The following is a 20,510-nucleotide window of genomic DNA, read 5'->3' as shown; positions in this document are numbered from 1 at the left end:
CATGGCCGGGGGCTGGCGTTGAGCGGCCACCCAGAGCCCCCGGAGCCTCATGTCCCCGTTCAAGTCAGCACCGAGCGCCCCGCAAGTCCGGCGACCGCTGCGGATCCTCGAAAAGAGCGTCTATCGCGGCCCCCACCTGTTCAGCGCTCGTCCTATGGTCAGGATCCAGGTCGATCTCGGCGAACTCGAGGCCTATCCGACCAACAAGATTGAAGGCTTCGCCGACCGCCTCTGCGCGGCCCTCCCTGGGCTGGCTCAACACGCCTGCAGTCGGCGCCACGCGGGCGGTTTCCTCGAGCGGTTGCAGGAGGGCACATGGCTCGGACATGTCGCCGAACATGTGGCCCTGGAGCTGCAGGCCCGCGCAGGCGCCGGTGTCGCACGCGGCAAGACCCGATCGGTCCGCGGTCGCCCCGGCGTCTACAACATTCTCTATGCCTACGACGGCGAGCGGGCAGGGTTGCTAGCCGGCGCTCATGCGCTGGCGCTGGTCGATCAGCTCCTTCCGCCGCAGTTGCAAGGCCTCGTCGGTCTTGACCGCATCACAGGCCCCTTGGGACCCATGGATGCCGACTCGGCCATCCAGGCCGTGCGCCGGGCTCGAGAGGCTGAAAGCCTGGGCCCCACGACCGCGGCGCTGGCAAGAGAGGCCGCTCGGCGGGGCATCCCTGTCAAGCGGATGAACAACCAGAGCCTCCTCCGCCTGGGTCACGGCGCGCGACAGGTGCACCTGCGCGCCAGCATCACCGGCCGCACGTCCCACATTGCCGTTGAGAATGCTTCCGACAAGGTGCTCACCAAAGCCCTACTGGAGGCCGTAGGGGTGCCAACGCCCCGCGGCGGAACCGCTCGCACTGTCGAGGAAGCGGTGCGCATCGCCGCTGGCCTGAATGGCCCTGCGGTTCTCAAACCGCTCGACGGCAACCATGGCCGCGGAGTTACGACAGACCTTGTCGGTGAGGCCGCCGTGCGCGGCGCCTTCGACAAGGCTAAGGCCGAGGCGCGGCGCGGCGTCGTCATCGTCGAGGCACAACTCCCCGGCCGCGACCACAGGATCCTTGTGGTTGACGGCAAGGTGGTCGCAGTCGCTGAACGGGCGCCTGCCCAAGTCACGGGAGACGGCGCCTCGAGCATCCGCGGCCTGATCGAGGCGGTTAATCAAGATCCCCGCCGCGGTCTTGGGCACAGCCAGGTCATGACCGCCATCCGCATCGATCAAGACCTGATGGACCGTCTGGCGCGGTTTGATCGTTCGCTGGACGACGTCCCGGATGCAGGCGAGATCGTGGTTCTACGCGACACCGCAAATCTCTCTACCGGCGGCGCGGCCATCGACCGCACCGACGCCATTCACCCGCGAAACGCAGACTACGCCCGCCAGGCCGCTGCAGCGGTTGGCCTTGACGTGGCTGGGGTCGACTTTCTCGCACCCGACATCTCGGTCAGCGTCGATGAAACCGGCGGCGGAGTCGTTGAAGTCAATGCGGCCCCCGGCTTTCGCATGCATCTCGAGCCCGCAGAAGGCACGCCGCGCAACGTAGCCGCTCCGGTGATCGACATGCTGTTCCCCAGGGCCGCCGCCAGCCGGATTCCAATCGTCGCGATCACCGGAACCAACGGCAAGTCGACCACGGTGCGCATGGTCGCCCATATCCTGCGCGGCGCGCAGCTCAATGTGGGCATGACCAACACCAGCGGTGTCTACTTCAATGAACAACGCCTTCGGGCCGGTGACGCCAGTGGTCCGCGCAGCGCAGCAGCGGTGCTAGAAAACCCGAAGGTCGAGGTAGCGGTCCTTGAAACCGCGCGCGGCGGCATTTTGCGCGAAGGCCTGGCCTTCGACGCCTGCGACGTCGGCGTGGTTCTCAATGTGGCGGAAGACCATCTTGGCCTGAAGGGCGTCGATACGGTCGCCGACTTGGCGGCGGTCAAATCCGTGGTGGTTGAAAGCGTCCGCCGATCGGGCGTGAGCGTTCTCAACGCCGATGACGCCCACACACTTCGGATGGCCAAGCATGCGCGGGGAAAGCTGGCCTACTTCTCGATGCGCGGCGGCGCCGACCTGCCAGGCTTCCTGCGCGAGCATATCGCTGCAGGCGGGATGGCCGTCGTACGCGATCCTGGCGCCAGGGGCGGGGCCCTTGTGCTGCACCGCGAGGGCCAAGCCCTTCCGGTAGCGGCGGTGGCCGATATCGCCGCGGCCCTTCAGGGAGCAGCAGGGTTCAATGTCATGAACGCCATGGCCGCCATCGCCGTCTGCTCGGCCCTGGGCACACCGATGGAGGTCATCCGGCGCGGGCTTGAGACCTTCGAGAGCTCCTTTGAACAGAACCCGGGCCGGCTGAATATTTTCGAGGGCCACCCCTTCAAGGTCATCGTCGACTACGCCCACAACCCAGCGGGCCTGAGCGCCCTTGGAGAGGTGCTGTCGGCCATACGCCCGCCCGGCGGGCAGGTGATCGGGGTCGTGAGCATCCCCGGCGATCGCCGTGACAACGACATCGGGCAGATGGGCGAACTGGCCGCCTCCATCTTTGATGAGGTCGTGTTCCGCGAAGCGCCAGACGGCCGCGGCCGCGCAGTGGGCGAGGTCAACCAAATCATGGCGCGAGGCGCCGTCGCCGCCGGCCTTGACCCCTCCCGGATCCACGCCATCGGGCCCGAGGACCAAGCGGTCGAGAAGGCCCTAAGTCTCGCAAACGAGGGCGATATCGTGGTCTTGCTTCCGACGTCGGTCGAAGCGGTCTGGGCGCAGGTCCTGGCCTACCGGCCCTCCGCCGTCCTCACGGAGGGACGTTCCTTCGGGGAGGCTTCCGAACATGTCTAGGCCAGGTCCCCTCTTCATCATCGGCGGCGGCGAGGACAAGGAAGGCGATCGAGAGATCCTCGGTGCGATCGCCAAACGACTGGCCGGGCAGAAGCTCGTCATCGCCACCATCGCATCGCACCGGCCGGAAGGATATTTCCGGACGTACCGCGAAGTTTTCGCCGAGCTTGGCGTGACTGACACCACGGAGCTCTACCTGGAGGACCGTGCGCAGTCGGCAGATCCCGAGACCCTCGCGGCCCTCGAAGGCGCCGCTGGCGTATTCTTCACCGGCGGCGATCAGCTGCGGATTTCCAGCCAGATCGGCGACACCCCGATCGAGAGAAAGATCCGCGATATTCACGCTGCGGGCGGGCTGATGGCCGGCACCTCCGCCGGCGCCTCGGTAATGAGCGATACAATGCTTGTGCGGGGGCCAGGCTCGGAGTCGCATCGCATCGGAGATGTCCACATGGCCCCCGGACTAGGGCTGATCCGCAATGTCATCATCGACCAGCACTTCGCTGAGCGCGGCCGTTTCGGCCGCTTGTTCGGCGCCGTCGCCCAAAATCCGCGCGTCTTGGGCGTAGGCATCGACGAAGACACAGCGATCGTCGTTGAGGACGGGGCCTTTCAGGTCCACGGGGCTGGGGCTGTCTATGTTGTCGACGGCGCCAGCGTGACCCGCTCCAACATCGCCGAGGCTCAGCCTGAGCGGGTCCTTTCAATGTTCGACGTCACCTTGCACGTGCTTTCCAAAGGCGACCGCTTTGCGCTGGAGGAGCGTCGCCCCGCTGCATGAGCGGGACATACTGCGGCCGGCCCGCGTACGCGCCCGGCGAAATGAAAATGGGAGTGAACATATGAAGTGGCCGATGATGATGTGCGCCGCCGTCTTGCTCAGCGCTTGCGGGGAGGGGCGTCAGCCCGTCGCCGAGAGCGACAGCCGGGCCGCCAGCACGATCGAAGCGCCCGAGAGCGCCGGTGGGGGCCCGGCTGGACAGACGCCCGAGTACGGCGAGCCCGGCGGGGTCCCGAGCCAGGTGCAATCGTCAGGCGACGGTGCTGGGCCTTCTGCGGGCGAAGGCTCTGGCCGGCCTTAAGGTGGTCTGACTACCAGTGTCCGCGGCGAACGGGGCGATCCGTCCGCCGAGCAGCTCGCCTCCGCCGGCCGGCGCTGGCGGCTGCGCGTCAGAGCCGATCGTAACATATGTTGTTATGCTGCTGATTTTATTAAGAAACGAGCGACGCTCCGGAACCCTCCCGCCTCTTCGTGCTTCTCTCTAGCCCGTCGTACGAGGATGATATGGGCCGCCACCCGCTCACTGAATTTCGTGCTCGCCAGACGAGCTTGCGCACAGTCAAACTGGTGGGAGGCGCGACCTGGTCATGATCCCGCGTCAGATCGCTCTGCCCGACGGATTTCACGCTGCCAAGGCGTTCAACCGCGAACAATGGCTCACCCACGTCGCGGTGTTGCTGCGCCCCTGGTTCACGGCGCGTGGCTTTGAAATCCCATTGCGTATCCGGCTGGGGGTGGGCTCGCTTTCGAGCACGCGCAAGGTTCTAGGGGTCTGTCACACCTGGGCCGATCGAGACGGCTTTCGCCACATCACCATATCCCCCTTCATCGACGACCCGCTGCTCGTCACGGTCGTGCTCACCCATGAGCTCATCCACGCGGTGTTGCCTGAGGACGAAGTCCACGGCCGGCGCTTTGGGCAGGCCGCCCGTGCGCTGGGCCTGTTGTCGCCGGTCACCCAGCCGGCCGCCGGGCCTGAGTTGCACGATTTTCTGGTCGATATCGTCAGGCGCGTCGGACCCTATCCGCATAAGGCGCCGGCCCTGCTGGCGAATGCGGTCCACGCTCGCGCAAGGGCGTGCTAGCGGCGGCGCTAGAGTAGCGTCGCGCGCTCCATCGCATCGCCGGGCGGTCCGGACGCGTCGACCTTTGGCCGCCCTCTTTGCTCTTCACCTGTACGGGGCGGCTTGGCGCGCTCATCTTGTGTAAGAAGTGCGTGAGTCGACTGTGGAAACTGACCTGGCAGAGCTGGAAGAGATGGCCGCTCGTCTCGAGGCGAGTGGTTTCTATCGCGTGCTTCGACGCCTTGACGCGCACGCCGCATCGCGCGCCGCGCCAAGCGGCGCGACGCGGATTGGCCTCTTTGTCGACGTCGAAACCACGGGCCTAGACCCGGCGCGCGATGAGATCATCGAACTCGCGATGGCGCCTTTCACCTATGATCTGAATGGCGAAGTGACGAGGATTGGAGAGGCGTTCTGCGCCTTGAGGGAACCTTCCATTCCAATCACGGCGCAAATCACGTCGCTCACCGGCATCACCCAGGAGATGGTCGCCGGGCAGGTGATCGATCCAGATCAGGTCGCCGCGTTCGCCGCGCCGGCCGCCATCGTCATTGCGCACAACGCCGCCTTTGATCGACGCTTTCTGGAGCGCTTTTGCCAGACCTTCACAACCAAGCCCTGGGCTTGCTCGATGTCCCAGGTCGATTGGGCGCTGGAGGGACATGAGGGAGCCCGTCTAGCCCACCTGGCGGCAGGCGCGGGCTTCTTCTACGACAAACATCGCGCCCTCAATGATTGTCATGCTGGGATCGAACTGCTCGCGCGGACGATGAAGACGAGCGGCAAGCCAGCGCTTGCGCAACTCTTGGACGCGGCGCGGCGGCCCTCCTGGCGGATCTGGGCTGAGAATTCCCCCTTCGAGCTCAAGGACGTCCTGAAGATGCGCGGCTATCGCTGGAACGCCGAGCATTCCTCGGGACCGCGAGCCTGGTATGTCGATGTGGGGGACGTCGAGCGGGAGGCGGAACTGGCGTTCTTGCGGCAGGAAATCTACCAGCGGGATATCGATCTCGCCTGCCGCCGCATCGACGCGCACGACAGGTTCTCTGATCGGGTCTGACGGCTTGGCCCGGTCGGACTTGCATGAGGCCGGTCTGACGCCGAACATGAGTCGCAGAAGACCTCGGGGGAGGGCGATGACTTTACGGATCTGCGCGGCTGGCGCGGCGGTGACGCTTATCAGTCTCTGGCCAGCAGCGGGGGCGACCCATCCCGGCGGCCTGGACGCAAACGGCTGCCACAACGATCGCAAGACCGGGCAATATCACTGTCACCGCGGCGAGCCCCGCAGGCAGCCAGCGGCGGCCCGCACGCCTCAAGCGTTCGTGGGCGGCGCGCCCCAGGGAGCCTATCGCAACTGTACGGCCGCGCGCGCGGCGGGAGCGGCGCCCCTTCGGCGCGGGCAGCCAGGATATGGCCCACACCTCGACCGTGATAATGACGGCGTCGCCTGCGAACCCTATCGAGGACGTTAGAGTACCCGGGCCTGCGAACGGCGTAGGATTTCCGGCGCGCACAGAGTGGCGCAGAAGGTGAGACCTCCATTTTGGGTTCGAAAAGGCGGGTGGGCTAACGCCCTTGGACGGTTTGGCTTCCGAGCCTCCCGCGCGCCAACCTTGCGTAGGGCTGCGCGTTTGGGACGGACAAGCGCATCTGAAAACAAGTGATCGAACTGACCGATGGGCCGCGAAGACTATCCGGTGACGCCAGACGGGCGATATTTTGTTGTCCACGGTCGGCTTTGGCGGCTCAGCAATCCGAACCTCAAGCCCGACGAACGCACGGCGCTGGTGAGCTCTCTCATGGCGGCGAGGCGCTCCATCCCTGCAGGCCGGCGCCGGCAGGACACGGAGGCGGTGCAGAGAGCGCGGGCAGCGGTCGACGCGGCGAAGGTCGCTTTAGGGGAACGCGGCCCACCCTGGTGGACCGATGGGGCGCCGGACTTCAATCGAAAAATGGCCCGCAACACGCCCTACGCCGGTTGGTATGCCGCGCTGAACAGGAACGCTTGATAGCAAGGCAAGGCGCAAAGCTGGCCGCCAAGCGGCAATCTGGCTTCAGAAAACCCCGACGGCGCCGTCAGCCCAGATCGCAGCCACAAAAGCCATGATCGCCAATACCAGCATAGACTTAACAGTCAGCGTCCGGCGGCTGCGGCATGACAGTTCGATAGCGCCGCCGCCCGCAAGAAGAAGCAGCGCGGCGAACGCAAAGTCGTGGCCCGTCCATGCGACTTCTTCGGTGAACTGCATCGCAACCAGCGGCGCGATCAGACAGCCTGCGATGGCCAGCCACATGGCTGCACGCAGGCGTGGGCCGGTTGGGCGAAATTTTGCGAGACTATTCAAGACTTTATCGGCTCCTCCGTATCATGCCCGTTCTTCCGATCCTCGATCCTAGAGCGACCGGCCTGAGAGCACTAGCAAGGCGTGGAGGCCCGCTGCTGCAAATAGCCATGCGCAACCCCATGGTTCATAGTGCCGGCCTCCATGAGAGCCCGCCGAGCGTCAGATGGATTTAGAAGACCTCTATCGCCTACTGCGAACCGGTCACGTTCAAGCCCAAGGCATCGTCGATACGCTCGAGGCGCCGTTGCTGGTGCTCGATCAAGCCCTCTGCGTCTTGTCGGGCAACCAGGCGTTCTTCGAGACCTTCCAGGTCAGCAAGGACGAAACGCTGGGGCAACGGCTGTTTGATCTTGGAGACGGGCAATGGGACATCCCCGACCTTCGCCAGCTGCTGTCTCAGGTCGTGCCGAAGAGCGCCGCAGTCGTCGGCTATGAGGTGCGCCACGACTTCCCTCAACTCGGTCAAAAGACCATGCTGGTGAGTGCGCGCCGGCTTGTTCACCAAGACAGCAGCAGCAGCAGCATTCTTGTGCTTTTCGAGGACGTCACCGAGCAGCGGCGGCACGAAGCCGAAAAGGACATTCTTCTCGCCGAGACGCGTCATCGCATGAAGAACCTGCTAGCCACGGTCCGTGCCTTGGCGAGCCGAACGGCCACGGAAGGGCGTTCTGCAGCGGAGTTTCGAAGCGCGTTTCTGGGCCGGTTTCAGGCGCTGATGGATGCCCAGGACGTTACGCTATCGGGGCAATCGACGGCTGACTTCGCCGACATCGTCGCCAGAGCCGCGAAGCTAGCGCCTGCCAACGGGGCCTTTATATACGAGGGACCCTCAGTCACAGTTCCGGCTCCAAAAGTCCTGGCGCTCAATCTCGTCCTCCATGAACTCAGCACCAATGCGCTGAAGTACGGCGCCCTCTCAGAAGAAGGTCGGGGCAAGGTAGTCGCACGCTGGTCGGTCGACGCTGATGGGAAAGGAAAGACGTTGCGCTTTGAGTGGCGCGAAGAAAGCGGACCTGCGGTGGCCGCCCCCGCCAGAAGGGGATTTGGGTCTGATCTCATCGAATTTAGCGTAAAGCAGGACCTGACAGGCACAGCGGGGAACTGCATTTCGATCCGGAGGGTTTCCGAGGAGTGTTCACCTTGCCGATCGGATAGGCCTTGCCCTCGACAACGACCGGCTCGCTACGGCGCACCTTCAGGGTGCTGGTTGTCGAAGATGAATTCCTCATCGCCATGGACCTCAACGAAGTCCTCGCGGGCGCTGGCTTCGAGGTTGTCGGGCCAGTGGGGTCCGTCGAGGAGGCCTTGAGCCGTCTCGCGGTGGACAGACCCGACGCAGCTGTCCTTGACGTCAGCCTGAGCGGCGAGCGTGTTACGCCGGTCGCGCATATGCTGCTCCTGATGCAGGTGCCCTTCGTACTCGCTTTTCTGCCGCCCGACCTGCTTAACGAGCCTATTTTGGCGACGGCCCAGAACCTCGGAAAGCCGACCAGCGCCGATAAGCTTCTTGCGGCCATGCACGCTTACTGCTCGCTGCGGGCTGACGGATCCTGAACTTGCAAGGCGGCGTCTCCGGCCCGGTCGCTCAGGTGTGACCCGTCAGCGAGGGGCGACCGGCCTTGGCTGGAGGGGTCTTTGACGGGCTACGTCCCAAACTGGCGGCGGGGGTCGCATCCGATAAGAGCGACGCAGGCGCGTGCGAGTCTAGCGCTGGACCATCAGCGCAGCTGGCAGGACGCAGGCCAGGTCCGCAGCCGCGGCTCTAAGGGTCGCCAACCTCTCGTACGAGTTCCTCGACGGCACGGCGGCGCGGGTGGCGGGCGTCACGCTCGGCGGCCGGGACGAGCGCTGTGGGCGGCTTTGTTCTCGGCGGCGGCTATGACATCGGCGCTTGGTCGATTTTGGCGAGCTTCGGCGACAGCTACGGCTATGCCGGTTCGGCTGGGTTTCGGATGTGTTCTAGGCGCTACTTCCGAGGTTCGTCGACCCAATCGAGCCTAGAGCGCTTCCTTGGCCGGTCTCGGCGCCCGGGGCGGCGGCCTCTACCTGGGACGCCGGTCGCTGCCAGCTCTAAGCGCTGAAGCTGCCCGTTAGCGACGCCCCTCTAGTTCTCGAGCCAAGGCTTGAAGCGAGGGCCATGGCGGGCCCTTGCGCAATGCCCAGATGAAGTGTTCGGCCCACTGTCGACCGTTCGGGAACTGGTCGCCCGCATCCCATCGCCACGCCGCAACCATCGCCAGAACGAGGGCGCGGCAATCGTTCAGCATGGCCCGGTCAATCCCTGGGTAGTGCGCAGTGACCTCCTCCGGCACGTGAGCCAGATCGAACTCGGTCGGTCCCCGGCAACAGGTCTCAAAGTCGATGAACAAGGGCCCAATCTTCGTGTTCAGCAGATTGCCGGGATGAGGCTCGCCGTGAAGCAATTGCTCCGTCGCGCCGCGACCGACGATCAATCGTCGGAAGCTCTCCAACATTCCGCTGAGCAGCTCCCGGTTTGCGTCGGTTAGGTCAGGCGTCCGCTCGCGGATCGCCACGAGTTGTTCAGCTTCCGCAACGCGGTCGGTGAAGTGTGGAGCAGTGATCTCGATCGTCCGCATGCCCGCGTGCAGGCGATGCAGCGCGTTCGCGTAGTCAGCGGCCGCGAGGTCCGGCGTCGCTGGCGCGTAGTAAGTCCAAAACGAAATCGCGAAACCGTCGCGCTCGAAGACGTGTTGTGGAACCCGGGGGTCAAGTGCTGCTGCGGGACTGTTGGTTTCCGCCAGGCGCCCGGCAAGCTCGACTTCGAACTGCGCTATCTGCTGTGCCATTGGCGCAACGCTGGCGAACGCATCACAGGGCAGCAGGCGCAACGCAAGCTTGTTCGAATTCTGTAGAACGACCGCGTCGTCGACTTGGAGACCGAGCGCCCTAACGGTCGAACTAGCCGCCGTTACCGCACGCTGAACCTCCGTGGTTTGCATGCGGTGCTCACTCCCCCGCTGAACCGCGCCGGTTGTCATGATCGCCGGCGGCGACCGCCGCCCTCACCAGCGACGCCGCACCCAATGAACGCTTGATAGCACCTAACGAATGCCGCCTACGGAAGGATGCGGCCGATCGCAAGTGCATTAGGGCAGTCCGTTTTCAGCCTCGCCGCCAACGTCCGCTAGTGGCGCCAGGCGATTATAGCTTGTGGTCTAGGTCCAACCCTAGCCGGTAGGCCCTTTGGATGTCGCCTCAATGTGGGAAGCAGATGCGCCTTCCTACGCCAGAGCAGGTGCGGCCGCCTGTTTCGGATTGCTGGTAGCCAGGGGGTCATCGCCAAAGCGGTTGGGTCCCGATGTGCCGGGAAGCCAGAAAGTTTCCGCCATCCACCAAACGAGGAGGGGGAAGTCGACGATCATCCCGCCACCTAAGAAAACCAAATTGAACAGGATCGTATCTGGCGGGATGCGGGTCAGTAGCATCACGAACGCTGCATGGGGCCCGAGGAAAACCAGGAGCCACCAACTTGCCTTTCCACGGTCATGCAGCCGGCGAACGAACGCGCCGACAAGATAGGCGGCCAGCAGCAGGCCGACGCAGTTCATGAGGCCGTCAAGCAACGTGGCTGTCAGTCTTGTAGACGGTGCAAGCGCCTGAAGAATGCTGATCGGCAAGGTCAGCGCGCCGAACGCGTAGAGCCGACCGATCGAGATGAACAGCGCCTTGCGCGATGCACGGCCCCGCCATCCAAAATTGGCGGTCGCGAGGGCGAGAAGAAGGCTTAGCTTGGACTCAGTTCGCTGGTTCTCCATCCGAAACTCCGCGTCGACGCCCCGCTTATGGACACGCCCGAGGAGCGTCTCTGATCATGCTAAAGCTTGTTCGCGCCCGGACGCCACGGGCTTCTACCCCTCCGGCGCGGCTCAAGCTTGATCAGGCAAGTTCGTCTCCAGCAATGAGCCGACATCTGGTCGTGGCGCCTTGCGGATTTCCCTCGCCCATTTGGCTGAGCGAACGCCAGGTATTGTCGGCTCGACAAACGCGGTGCGCTTAAGAGCCGATCCACTCAGCGGAGCTATCCTTCCCGGATGGCGATCTTTCTCGGCATTTTCGAAGCCTTACTGCACGTCGGAGCTGCGATGGCTGAGAGGCGGGCATTGATCGCGCGCCAAATCTTCCGCGTTGTATTTGTCGTTGGGGTGATCATTGCGTTGGGGATCACCGCATCGTTCTTCCTCGTACTTGCTTTCGTCTACGGCGTCGCCTCTGCAGCGGCCTGCTAGCTCTACGTTTGAAGGAACGGGCTCCCGCTGACCCCGGTGTCCTGCACATTTGATGGATCGCCCTACGGGCGGGAGCGTTTTTCGCTAGTCCAGTCGGGAGACGCGAGATGCCAGCAAAATCAGGAGCTCAACAGAAGGCCGCAGGCGCGGCTCTCTCCGCAAAGCGGGGCGACACCCCCAAAAGCGAGCTTAAAGGCGCGTCACAGTCGATGCTGTCGATGAGCGAAAAGGAGCTTGAGAAGATGGCCTCGACCAAGCGCAAAGGTAAGCCCGAGCACGTGCCGAAGACGCAGTGATCCAGGGCGACCTGCATGCGTCCGCCTTTTGCGGTCGTAGCGGAGCCTTCGTGCGACGGCGGCCTTTGTAGCCGCCGATGATCGGCGACCGCCGCGTTCGATCCTCTTTTGCATGTGACGCAGATCTGTCCGCCAACGACCGTGTAGACGCCGCTCATGACCTGATCGCCACCTGAAAGTCGAACGCCTGACCCCTTGTTGAACGGCCGCGTCGAACGACAAGCGCTAAGTCGTTCAGATCCATCAGTTTCAGTTCTTTGACGCTGATATAGTTGAATGCTCGCACCCGGCGCTCTCCCTCGCAAGACTAGCGCAATGTGGTCGGGAATTTCCCTGAGAATGGCGTCGCAGTCGGCGCACCTCGTCCTGACCCGATGTCTCCTTCGGTCGAGGGCGCGCATGGCCTCACCATGTCCCTGGCGGAACGAGCGTGTTTGTCGCGGGTTCGAAACATGCCGCCGCCCGCAGGTTCCGCGCTGCACGAGGGTCATCGAGAAATGTCCAGCCAATCGCCGGCCGAGACGGAGATCGCGCTTGGCGGGCGCGGGCAGCTCTTCCATCTCCTGGCCGAGGCCTCCGAGATCGAGCATACCTTGATGTGCAGTTATCTTTTCGCAGCCTTCAGTCTGCGGACGGGCGCCGAGGGAGGCCTAGAGGGCGAGCAGGCCGCCGCCGTGGAGCGTTGGCGCGGTGTCATCCTGAGCGTCGCGATCGACGAGATGGTCCACCTCCTGCTGGTTGCGAACCTGTCGATCGCCATTGGCGGTCGACCCCATTTCGGTCGGCCGAACTTTCCGGTCGAGGCCGGCTACTTCCCGTCCGACGTCGTCGTCAAGCTGACCCCATTTTCCCCGAAGACCCTCGACCATTTCATCTTCCTTGAGCGGCCTCGCGGACTCCACCTGGAGGACGGGGAGGGCTTCGAACCCGAGGCCGAATATGTGCGTGAAGCCGGCGATCCGCGACTGATGCCGAGCCATCAGGACTACGCCACCGTCGGACACCTCTACGAGGCGCTCCGGGCCAACCTCCTGAGATGTTGCGCCCATCTGGGCGAGGAACAGCTCTTTATCGGTCCCGTGTCGGCCCAGGTGGGCGCGGCCGATTTCGATCTGGAGAGCGTAAACACCATCGCCAATCTGGGCGAGGCGCTGCGAGCGATCGACACCATCGTGGAGCAGGGCGAAGGGTCGCCGTCGGACCGGGAGGGGTCGCACTACCAGCGCTTCATCGTGGTGCGCCAGGAGCACCAGGCGCTCATGGAAGCCGATCCCACGTTTGAGCCTTCTTGGCCGGTGACCGAGAGCCCGGTCATGTGGCGGCCGCCGGCCGGGGATGAAATGGCCTATATCGACGGTCGCGACGCAGCGCCGGTGCTGGACCTGGGCAACGCCGTCTACGGGCTTCTGCTGCAACTGGTGGTCCAGGCTTTCGGGCGCACGGGTGAAGGCGCAGGCGCCGCGCAGCGGCGCCTGATGGCGGCGGCGATCGACCTCATGCACGTCCTGGCCCGCGTCGCCGGCGCTCTCGTTCGCCTGCCCGCCGGCCTGGAGCATGAAGGGCGGCACGCGGGCCTTTCGTTCACCATGCTGCGCGCAGTCGAGCCGTTCTTCACTGGTGAAGCCGAAGACGTCCTGATCCTCGAGCGCCTCGCTGAGCTCCGATCTGGCGCCGAGCGTCTGGAACGTCGCGTCGCGGGCCTCGCTGGCCTCGCGAGCGCGATCGCCGCCGTTTCCCAGGAGTACCGGACTGGACGTGCGACTGAGAAGGGCGACGCCGATGGGACCGGTTGAGATCGCTGGCTGGGTCGCTCCGGCCGCAACCATGATTGCTGCGATCATGACCGCCTCGAACCTCGGGGCGCGGATCACCGGTTGGGGCTTCGTGGTGTTCGCCGTGGGATCCATCGCCTGGACCGTGGTGGCGATCGGCACCAGCCAGCTTAACCTTCTCTGGACCAACGGCTTTCTGATCGCCGTCAATGTGCTGGGCATATGGCGATGGCTTGGACGCCAGGCGCGCTATGAGGATGGCAGCCAAAGCGCGTCGGAAAAAAGCGCCAGTCTTCCTGCGCCCACGCTCATACCCGCCAGCTCCCTCACAGGACGCAAGCTCGTGGACCGGCGAGGCGAGACCCTGGGGACGGTCGTCGAGGCCATGGTGCGTTGCGATGATGCGCGCATTGGCTATCTCGTCATCAGCGAAGGCGGAGTGGGCGGCGTCGGGGAGCGACTTCACGCCATCGATGCTGGCGCGGTCCGTTTCGATCAGGAGGCGATCACGGGAGCTCTCACGGCGTCGCAACTCGCAGCGAGCCCCGTGCTCGAAGCGGGCCAGTGGCCCGCCGATCTGCGGGAGGCGAGGGCCTCGACCTGATCGACGTGAGCTTTCAATCCGATCGGCGAAACAGCCTCCCTCTGCGGCAATCCTCCCCGGCGCATACTGAAATCTTCGCGTCAGCGCGCAACCCAATGCTGCAATGCAGCATTGGGTTGCTGCATCGTTGGTGATGCGGAAGGACCAGTAAATGTCGGGACTTGCTGAGACGATCGCCAAGCTGAAGCGTGACCGTAATGCTACGGCCCAGGCCAGGGGGAGCGAAGGGCTCGAGGAAGTGCGCGGTTTCGGCGCTAACCCCGGCTCGCTCAGGATGCTTGCTTACGTTCCTCAAGGCCTCACCTCCCGCGCGCCCTTGGTGGTCTTGCTGCATGGCTGCACCCAAAAGTCCTCTTCCTTCGCCCGATCAAGCGGCTGGCTCGCCTTGGCCGACCGGCTCGGATTTGCGCTTCTGGCGCCTGAGCAGGACCTGAGCAACAACCCCAACCGCTGCTTCAACTGGTTCGAGCCAGGCGACACCGTGCGAAATGGCGGAGAGGCTGCGTCGATCTACGCCATGACGCAACACATGGTGCGGAGCCACGATCTCGACGCCCAACGTGTCTTCATCACCGGACTGTCGGCTGGGGGGGCGATGACGACCGTCTTGCTGGCGACCTATCCTGAGACCTATGCGGGCGGCGCGGTCGTCGCGGGACTGGCCTTCGGGGTGGCGGGCAACGTCTCCGAAGCCTTCGCCGCCATGCGGACCGGCAGCCAGCTGAGCAGCGCGCAGCTCGGCGCGCTTGCGGCGCGGGCCGCGCCTGCACCTTCGCGCTTGCCGCGTCTCTCGATTTGGCAGGGAGCCAGCGACGCCACGGTGGCGCCCGCGAACGCACAGACCCTGGCCCGGCAATGGACGATGCTCCACGGTATCGGCGAGCGCGCCCACGAGGTCACGACGTTGGGACGTCGCACCCGGTCGGTCTGGCGCGCCAGCGACGGCGAAGTTGCCGTTGAACTGAATCTTCTAGAGGGTGTTGGACACGGCGTGCCGCTCTCGGCCAGCGGCGATGATCCCCTCGGGGAAGTCGCGCCCTTCATGCTCGAAGCCGGAGTTTCCTCGTCCTTGGAGATCGCAAGCTTCTGGGGCCTCGCCTCGGCCAAGGACCCTATGCAGCGGCGTGTTTCTGATGATCGCCCGGCGCCCAGGAGGTCGGACTTGGCTTTTGGAGAGACCCTGATGGAGAAGGTGTCGCCCTACGTCTCCAAGGACGTCCGCAAAGTCATCGCCGACGCCTTTACGGCTGCGGGTATAATGCGCTGACTGACGACAATGGCGCCACCGGCCTGGGAACCGGGCGGGTCTCTTTGCCAAGCTGCGGCGGTGAGGCCGCAGGGCGTGTGATCGTCCTTGAAGGGCGGCGGGACCGCTCCCGCGGAGCGTCAGGCAAGATGCTGGGGTCCGCAGACGGGCGCGTGCGCCATGTTTCGGCCTTGAACAACCAGAAGATGCGAGGCGACAGATCTACCTTCGGGGGGGCTATGAACAGATTTCTATCGGGTCTCTGCGTGATCGTGGGGTTTGTCAGCGCGACATCCGCGGGCGCGGCCGATCTCTACGCGACCGTCAGCTACGCGCATCTCTCCCAAGACCTCCGCGACACACAGCTTGGCGCCGTCCAGGGTCGGCTCGGCGCCAGGTTTACTCCCTATGTCGGTCTCGAAGGCGAAGCAGCGTTCGGCGTGTCGGGAGACGACTGGAGCCTGGGGATGCTGCCCCCGGATACTACTTCCGCGCCAGCACTGAAGTGAACTACCAGGTCGCGGCGTACGTCGTGGGTTTCCTGCCCCTTACGCCGAAGGCCGAGCTATTCGCCAGGGTCGGTTACGGGCGAACCGAGGTTGAGACCGAGTGGTCCGCCCGAAGCCTGGCCGGCGATCAGCAGGCAGCCGTCACGAGCCATTCGGACACCTGGAACTGTGGCCTCGGCGGGCAATACCATTTCGATGACAAGAACGGCGTGCGCCTGGACTACACGCGGCATGACGCGAGCAGCGACGGAAGCGACATCGACGCTTGGTCTATCGGTTACACGCGCCGCTTCTGACCGCAGGTGAGAGCGACGCGTCGCGCTCGCATAGGGCCCTGGCTATGAGACCTGGTCGGCGACGGGCATCATCTCCCCGATTTTCGCGGCCAGATCATCAATTGCGAAGGGCTTGGTGATCATCTGCACATTCGTCCCATGGAAACTGGCCTGGGTCGCTGCGTTCTCGGCGTAGCCGGTTATGAACAGGATCGCCAGCTCGGGCCGAACATCGCGCGCCACCTCCGCCAGCTGTCTGCCGTCCATGGCGCATTCCTCGTAAGGCTTGCGCCCGCTCGGCGGTTTCGCGTTTCCAGTGGGAACCGGACTGTCGAATTTCGTGGTCCAGCGGCCTGCGACGAAGTGCGTCTGACCGCGATCTGCTTGGAGGCTCCGCCGGCGTCACCTGTTCGCCGCACTTAAGGAAATTCGACGCGGGCCGTTCGGGTTGGAGGCGGTCTGGCGGTCCTAAGCTGTGCGGACGATCAGTTCCGCCAGCCAGTACGATTGTAATGTCCATAAAACCGAACAATACGCAGCGCCCGGCAGAGGCGGCCGCGCCCAGGTCCAAGGCGAACGACGTGGGTCCAGCGCCGCAGTGGGAGGCGTATGAGGATCCTTCGGACTTTCAGGAAGCCCTGGTCCTCCACATCCGCCGGCACGGCGAAAACGTCAGCCGTCTCCACAAGGCCCTCAAGCAAGGCCGGGACGTCGTTGATGTCCGGACCCTTTACGACTGGGTGAACGGGGTCCTGGCTCCGCGCAGCGCGACCAGCTTTCGGGTGCTGGCCGCCATCGAGCGCCGATATGATCTGCCCGACGGCTATTTCCGAGCGAAGCTCCCGCATTCAGGCCGGATGGTCACTAGCAAGGTTCGATCCCGGCTCAGCGCCGTCGAGCGCCGCCGCCTTGCCTGGCATCTTCCCGACGACTTTGAGCGTCTTCCAAAGGCCAGGCAGGAAGAGGTGCTGTCATGGGTGCGGACCGTGATCATGGCCGGGGGCACCGACTATCGCCGCTACCAGATCGGCGCCTTGCAACAGCGGTTTTCGATCCGGTTCTCAAGCGGCGTCGGCGCCTTGTCGTTCCCGCCGGCGCCTGACCTGGAGGCGCGGTTGATGGACGAGGGTCGGCGTGAGTATGGTCGTCCGCTGGCGACGCAAGCCGCCCCCGCCCTGATCGACGCCGAGGCGCGCGACCTCGTCGTCTTCAAGACCTCGACCCTCACGACCAGGGGCCGGGCGAGGAGCGGCGTGTGGAACCGCGAGACCGCCGACCAGAAGATGGAGCACTTCGGCTTGCTGTTCGGAGCGCTGACAGCTTGCCCCGAGAGCGACGTGCGCGGCTACGGCGCGCCCTTGCGCAGCCTGACATTCGCACTCCTGGCCTTTCCAGCGGTCTGGGACTGGTATTTGACCTGGCGTGAGGGCCGGCGCGGCTTCTTCACGCGATGGGAGGAGGAGATGCTGCTGGTCGCCGCCGCCATTACGCGCCGCGACACAGGCTGGCTGAGACAGTCTTCCCATTTGGCGAACCACCTGCGGCCGATCGAAGGGCTGGTGACAGCGCAGGAAGTCAAAGACGCTCATCGCGACTGGGAGGGCGTCTGCGATGGTATGCATCGCCATGCGCTCATGCGAGCCAAGGAAATCGAACGGGTCGCCAGGATCCACCGTGACCCGTTCGAGCCCATCTTGCCGATCCTCCAGGCCGATAGTCCGCTCGCCGAATACCGAAAGATCACCGAGGAAGTGCGGCGTTGGCGCCCTGATCGTCGGCGATTTCCGATCGCCGCGGCCGAAGCGACAAGAAGCTTCCTGATGCTGCGGCTCGCCCTGCACCTGGGCCTTCGTCAGAAGAACCTGCGGCAACTGCTCGTGGCGCCCAAGGGTCATAGCCCCACGCCTGAGCGCCAATTGGAGAGCCTGAAACGCGGAGAGCTGCGCTGGAGCGCGCGCGACACGGCCTGGGAGGTCCTGGTGCCGGCCGCCGCCTTCAAGAACGCCGGGTCGACATTCTTCCGTAAGAGTCCGTTCAGGCTTCTGCTGCCTGATCTGGACGGACTCTATGAGGAGATCGAGACCTACCTGGCGAGCGATCGCGCCGTCCTCCTCAAGGGGCGCGAGGACCCAGGCTCGCTGTTCGTCAAGACCATGAAGGCCAACTGCGTGAGCGCCGAGTACGACTCCACGCCCTTCTACCAGGCCTGGCGTCTCACAATTGAGCGTCACGGCATCTTCAATCCTTACACCGGGCGCGGAGCCATCGCAGGATTGTTGCCTCACGGCCCGCACAATGTGCGCGACGTCCTGGCGACCCATGTGCTCAAGCAGACCGGCTCCTATGAGCAGGCGAGCTACGCCATCCAGGACACGCCGAGCACCATCGCCGAGCACTATGGTCGCTTCCTGCCGCAGGATAAGGCGGCCATGGCGGCCCAGGTCCTCAACCAGGTCTGGGCCGTCTGACGACCCGGGCGGCGGCCAGGACCGCCGCGCCTCTACCCTGACGTCGTTCCTTGCGGTGGAACAACGCGGCCAGCGCATGCCGGCGTCCTAGACCATCAGATCCTCGGGGTTCGGCGCAGGCGAGGGCTCGGCCGAACCTCGAGAGCTCTTGAGCCGGCTCTGCACCGGGCCCCCACGGCGTCGCAGGTCCAGAGCCGTGTCGACAACGGCCAGATGTGACAGCGCCTGCGGGAAATTGCCGAGCATCCGCCGCTCGCCGGGCATGATCTGCTCCGACAACAGCCCAAGATCGTTGGCCGCGCCGCAAACCCTGTCCAAAAGCGCTTCGGCTTCGGCATGCCGCCCCTGCAGGATGTAGACGTCGGCCAGCCACAGCGTGCAGGCGAAGAACGCCCCCTCGGGCCCCTCCAAACCATCATCAGCAGACTGCGGCAGATAGCGCAGAACAAAGCCGTCCTTCAGCAGTTCGCGCTCCACGGCCTTGACCGTGCCCACGATGCGCGGGTCGTCGGCGGGCAGAAAACCCACAAGCGCCAGACGCAGGTTGCTCGCATCGACCTGGCTCGACCCGTAGGCCTGGACGAAAGTCTCGCGCGCTTCGTCCCAACCGTGCGCCAGGACCTCGGCCTTTACCTGCGCGGCCAGGTCGCAATAGTGCGTCCTGGCCGCCTCATCCTTTTCGCCCAGCCAGCGCGAAGCCCGATCGAAGGCGACCCAGCACATCACCGCCGAATAGACGTGGCGGCGTTCATCACTGCGCACCTCCCATATGCCTGCATCGGGCAGCCGCCAGATGTCCTCAAGACGGGCGGCCAGCAGCCGCACCAGCGCCTCTGCGTCACCGTCGCTGTCCGCGCGAAGGTTTCTGGCGAAGAAGAGAGTGTCGATAACCTCCCCGTAGATGTCGAGCTGGAGCTGCACGTCCGCGCCGTTGCCGATCCTTACGGGCCTGGCGCCATCATGACCAGTGAGCCAGTCGGCCTCGACCTCGCCATAGAGCCGAGCGCCGCTGGCGCCGTAGAGCGGAAGCAGATCCACCGGCTCTCCGCCTGCCGTCCGCCGCAGCCATTTTACGAAGGCTTCTGCCTCCTCGGACATGCCGGCGTCGAGAAACACCAGCAGGGTGAAAGTGGCGTCACGCAGCCAGCAGAACCGGTAGTCCCAGTTTCTTGGGCCTTGCGGCCATTCGGGCAAGCCCAGGGTCGGCGCTGCGATCAATGCGCCGGTGTCGCGATGGGCGAGGGCCTTTAGGGTGATCAGGGAGCGCACGACGCGGTCGCGATGAGGACCCTCATAGCTATGCCTTGACGCCCAATCTTCCCACCAGGCGGCCGTCGCCTCCAGCGCCGAAAATGCGTCGCACGGCGGCGGCGCGGGGCCTGTCGAGGAAAACCAGCTCATTTCAAAACAGGTCCGTTCACCCGCTGACAGGGAGAAACGCGTAGCCAGTCGCCCTTCGCCGCACTCGAAATCCCGGTCGGATCGGATGATCACCGCGTCCGGGCCGACCATTGCGGTGATTTCGCGCGACGCGCCGGCGCGAATGAACGGGCTGACCCGCCCATACTCAAACCGAAGCTTGAGCTCAGAGATCATCTCGACCTGGCCCGCGCGTCCCTCGACGATACGCATGAGCGAGCGGCGATCTTCATCCATGGTCATGAAGTCGAGCACCGCGACGTCGCCCTCGGGTGTGGCGAAGACGGTCTCCAACACCAGGGTGTCGCCCAAGTAGCGCCGGGTGACCCGCGGCGCCTCGCAGGTCGGCGCAATGATCCAGCAGCCGTTGTCGGCGTCGCCCAGCAGGGCTGCGAAGCAGGCGGGCGAGTCGAACTGGGGAAGGCAAAGCCAGTCGATCGCACCTGCCCGGCTCACCAGGGCGGCGGTGCGCCCATCGCCGATAATCCCGTAGTCCTCGATCGCAGAACTCATGCGCCGGCCCGGGCTCCGCTGACGGCCGACCGTGCTTTGACGTGGAAACTCGTCACTGTCGTTCCCTTCGGCTGCCGCGGGGAGCGGCGGTCATTTGAGTCTCAGAAGCCTGGGTTGGGATCGGCTGCGGGATCATCGCTT

21 protein-coding genes are annotated in these 20,510 nt (G+C 64.8%); 16 read left to right on the top strand and 5 right to left on the bottom strand.

All coding sequences use genetic code 11. The annotated features are described in order from the left end of the window. Window positions 1–49 precede the first annotated feature (49 nt). The 6 genes from cphA to ASC79_RS20870 all read left to right on the top strand — a co-directional run bounded on the left by cphA (window position 50) and on the right by ASC79_RS20870 (window position 6,684). Window positions 50–2,827, top strand: a complete 2,778-nt coding sequence (gene cphA / locus ASC79_RS18685) for a cyanophycin synthetase (RefSeq protein WP_056025973.1) — start codon at window positions 50–52, stop codon at window positions 2,825–2,827. Next, window positions 2,820–3,608 carry a cyanophycinase gene (locus ASC79_RS18680; protein WP_056025971.1) on the top strand — a complete coding sequence of 263 codons (789 nt, stop codon included), beginning with the start codon at window positions 2,820–2,822 and terminating at the stop codon, window positions 3,606–3,608. Before cphA ends, ASC79_RS18680 begins: the two co-directional genes overlap by 8 nt. A 587-nt stretch (window positions 3,609–4,195) precedes the next feature. Beyond that, window positions 4,196–4,693 carry a hypothetical protein gene (locus tag ASC79_RS18670; RefSeq protein ID WP_056025967.1) on the top strand — a complete coding sequence of 166 codons (498 nt, stop codon included), beginning with the start codon at window positions 4,196–4,198 and terminating at the stop codon, window positions 4,691–4,693. Between the two features lie 142 nt (window positions 4,694–4,835). Further along, window positions 4,836–5,732: a 3'-5' exonuclease gene (locus tag ASC79_RS18665; RefSeq protein WP_255352758.1), complete on the top strand. Its 897-nt coding sequence runs from the start codon at window positions 4,836–4,838 to the stop codon at window positions 5,730–5,732. Window positions 5,733–5,778: 46 nt separating this feature from the next. Next, entirely contained in the window at window positions 5,779–6,147 is a 369-nt protein-coding gene (locus ASC79_RS21730; RefSeq protein ID WP_369817339.1) for an excalibur calcium-binding domain-containing protein, read from the top strand. Window positions 6,148–6,351: 204 nt separating this feature from the next. Further along, complete coding sequence (locus tag ASC79_RS20870; RefSeq protein ID WP_082532246.1) at window positions 6,352–6,684, top strand: hypothetical protein; 333 nt, start codon at window positions 6,352–6,354, stop codon at window positions 6,682–6,684. A 45-nt stretch (window positions 6,685–6,729) separates the two neighbouring features. Here the strand turns inward: ASC79_RS20870 and ASC79_RS18660 are convergent, their stop codons facing one another. Next, complete coding sequence (locus ASC79_RS18660) at window positions 6,730–6,969, bottom strand: hypothetical protein (protein ID WP_056025965.1); 240 nt, start codon at window positions 6,967–6,969, stop codon at window positions 6,730–6,732. Between the two features lie 214 nt (window positions 6,970–7,183). Here ASC79_RS18660 and ASC79_RS20865 point away from each other — a divergent pair, with 214 nt between their 5' ends. Next, the gene (locus ASC79_RS20865; RefSeq protein ID WP_200937242.1) at window positions 7,184–8,329 is read left to right on the top strand and encodes a sensor histidine kinase; all 1,146 of its coding nucleotides are present in this window, start codon (window positions 7,184–7,186) and stop codon (window positions 8,327–8,329) included. Further along, on the top strand, window positions 8,326–8,574 hold the full coding sequence (locus ASC79_RS18650) for a hypothetical protein (RefSeq protein WP_200937241.1): 249 nt from the start codon (window positions 8,326–8,328) through the stop codon (window positions 8,572–8,574). The genes ASC79_RS20865 and ASC79_RS18650 overlap by 4 nt, the downstream gene beginning before the upstream one ends. A gap of 536 nt (window positions 8,575–9,110) precedes the next feature. Here the strand turns inward: ASC79_RS18650 and ASC79_RS18645 are convergent. Beyond that, a complete protein-coding gene (locus ASC79_RS18645) occupies window positions 9,111–9,980 on the bottom strand; it encodes a phosphotransferase family protein (protein ID WP_056025961.1) in 870 nt (289 codons plus the stop codon). A 282-nt stretch (window positions 9,981–10,262) separates the two neighbouring features. Beyond that, window positions 10,263–10,796 (bottom strand): DUF805 domain-containing protein, encoded by a 534-nt coding sequence (locus ASC79_RS18640; RefSeq protein WP_056025959.1) that lies wholly within the window; start codon window positions 10,794–10,796, stop codon window positions 10,263–10,265. Between the two features lie 276 nt (window positions 10,797–11,072). On the opposite strand from ASC79_RS18640, the gene ASC79_RS18635 reads away from it, so the two are divergent. The 7 genes from ASC79_RS18635 to ASC79_RS18605 all read left to right on the top strand — a co-directional run bounded on the left by ASC79_RS18635 (window position 11,073) and on the right by ASC79_RS18605 (window position 15,990). Then, window positions 11,073–11,267 (top strand): hypothetical protein, encoded by a 195-nt coding sequence (locus tag ASC79_RS18635; protein ID WP_056025957.1) that lies wholly within the window; start codon window positions 11,073–11,075, stop codon window positions 11,265–11,267. Window positions 11,268–11,374: 107 nt separating this feature from the next. Next, complete coding sequence (locus ASC79_RS18630) at window positions 11,375–11,563, top strand: DUF3008 family protein (protein WP_056025955.1); 189 nt, start codon at window positions 11,375–11,377, stop codon at window positions 11,561–11,563. 497 nt (window positions 11,564–12,060) lie between these two features. Then, entirely contained in the window at window positions 12,061–13,356 is a 1,296-nt protein-coding gene (locus ASC79_RS18625; protein WP_056025953.1) for a ferritin-like protein, read from the top strand. Continuing rightward, entirely contained in the window at window positions 13,343–13,939 is a 597-nt protein-coding gene (locus ASC79_RS18620) for a PRC-barrel domain-containing protein (protein WP_200937240.1), read from the top strand. Before ASC79_RS18625 ends, ASC79_RS18620 begins: the two co-directional genes overlap by 14 nt. A gap of 151 nt (window positions 13,940–14,090) precedes the next feature. Further along, a complete protein-coding gene (locus ASC79_RS18615) occupies window positions 14,091–15,206 on the top strand; it encodes a PHB depolymerase family esterase (RefSeq protein ID WP_056025951.1) in 1,116 nt (371 codons plus the stop codon). A gap of 218 nt (window positions 15,207–15,424) precedes the next feature. Further along, window positions 15,425–15,694, top strand: coding sequence for a hypothetical protein (locus ASC79_RS18610; RefSeq protein WP_156378485.1), 270 nt, complete (start codon window positions 15,425–15,427; stop codon window positions 15,692–15,694). Further along, on the top strand, window positions 15,691–15,990 hold the full coding sequence (locus ASC79_RS18605; protein ID WP_056025947.1) for an outer membrane beta-barrel protein: 300 nt from the start codon (window positions 15,691–15,693) through the stop codon (window positions 15,988–15,990). The genes ASC79_RS18610 and ASC79_RS18605 overlap by 4 nt, the downstream gene beginning before the upstream one ends. A 42-nt stretch (window positions 15,991–16,032) precedes the next feature. Here the strand turns inward: ASC79_RS18605 and ASC79_RS18600 are convergent, their stop codons facing one another. Further along, on the bottom strand, window positions 16,033–16,236 hold the full coding sequence (locus ASC79_RS18600) for a response regulator (protein WP_056025945.1): 204 nt from the start codon (window positions 16,234–16,236) through the stop codon (window positions 16,033–16,035). Window positions 16,237–16,550: 314 nt separating this feature from the next. Between ASC79_RS18600 and ASC79_RS21585 the strand changes: the two genes are divergently transcribed. After that, a complete protein-coding gene (locus ASC79_RS21585) occupies window positions 16,551–18,437 on the top strand; it encodes a hypothetical protein (protein WP_056025943.1) in 1,887 nt (628 codons plus the stop codon). Window positions 18,438–18,524: 87 nt separating this feature from the next. Here the strand turns inward: ASC79_RS21585 and ASC79_RS18590 are convergent, their stop codons facing one another. Continuing rightward, the gene (locus ASC79_RS18590; RefSeq protein ID WP_082532244.1) at window positions 18,525–20,369 is read right to left on the bottom strand and encodes a glycoside hydrolase family 15 protein; all 1,845 of its coding nucleotides are present in this window, start codon (window positions 20,367–20,369) and stop codon (window positions 18,525–18,527) included. Between the last annotated feature and the right edge of the window lie 141 nt (window positions 20,370–20,510).

Origin of the sequence: Phenylobacterium sp. Root1290, from assembly GCF_001425305.1 — a bacterium.
Classification (GTDB): domain Bacteria; phylum Pseudomonadota; class Alphaproteobacteria; order Caulobacterales; family Caulobacteraceae; genus Phenylobacterium.
This window is presented reverse-complemented; position numbering and strand designations above follow the sequence as displayed.